Genomic DNA, 704 nt, shown 5'->3' on the forward strand with positions numbered 1-704 from the left:
GATCCGGATCCCCTTCCAGAAAGCTCACCACCACTTCATGACCCACGCGCGGGAGTGCCACCATCCCGTAGCGGCCCCCCGCCCAGCCCTGACTGACCCGCACCCAGCAGGAACTCAGATCATCGCTGTTGCCATAGCGGTCCCAGGGGAATTTCACCTTCACGCGACCGTGCTCATCGCAGTAGATTTCTTCCGTCGCCGGCCCCGTGACAATGGCTATCTGTGGACCATCCACCATCGGGCGTGCCGGCATCTGCATGCGCCAGGCCGCTCCGCCTTTAATAACGTCGAACGTGTTGGTAAAGGTGGTGGGCTTGTCCCCGCCTTCCTCTTCCAGCGCCTGCGGCTGTTTTCCCTCATGCTTCACGGCCACCACCTGCCACTGCGTGTTAAAGGCCTCGTTCCGGTGCTCTTCCAGCATAAACCGCAGCCCCGGACGCAGTTCTGCGCAGTTTGACAGGCCATTGCCGGTGACCGCATCAGCCCTCAGCGCATCCAGGCGGTACGCGCTGAAGGCTTTACCGCTCTCAGCCTGCTTGTAGCGCCCTGGATAGTCGTAGTGCTCGTACGGCTCACGCTGATGGGCCAGATCGTGACTGATTTTTTTATTCGACTGGTTGTAAGCGGGATTTTTAAAGCTGTAGTCCCGCAGCTCCACCGCCGTAGTTCGCACCGCTTCGGCATAGCGGAACTGGCGGATATAC

At 60.2% G+C, this 704-nt stretch carries 1 protein-coding gene; it reads right to left on the minus strand.

Going from position 1 to position 704, the window contains the following annotated elements:
• Window positions 1–704: type VI secretion system tip protein TssI/VgrG (tssI, locus tag ADK28_RS12685; RefSeq protein WP_048795806.1), on the minus strand; the 704-nt coding region annotated here is incomplete at both ends.

It is taken from the genome of Serratia sp. 506_PEND (assembly GCF_001076875.1).
Taxonomy (GTDB): Bacteria; Pseudomonadota; Gammaproteobacteria; order Enterobacterales; family Enterobacteriaceae; genus Serratia; species Serratia marcescens.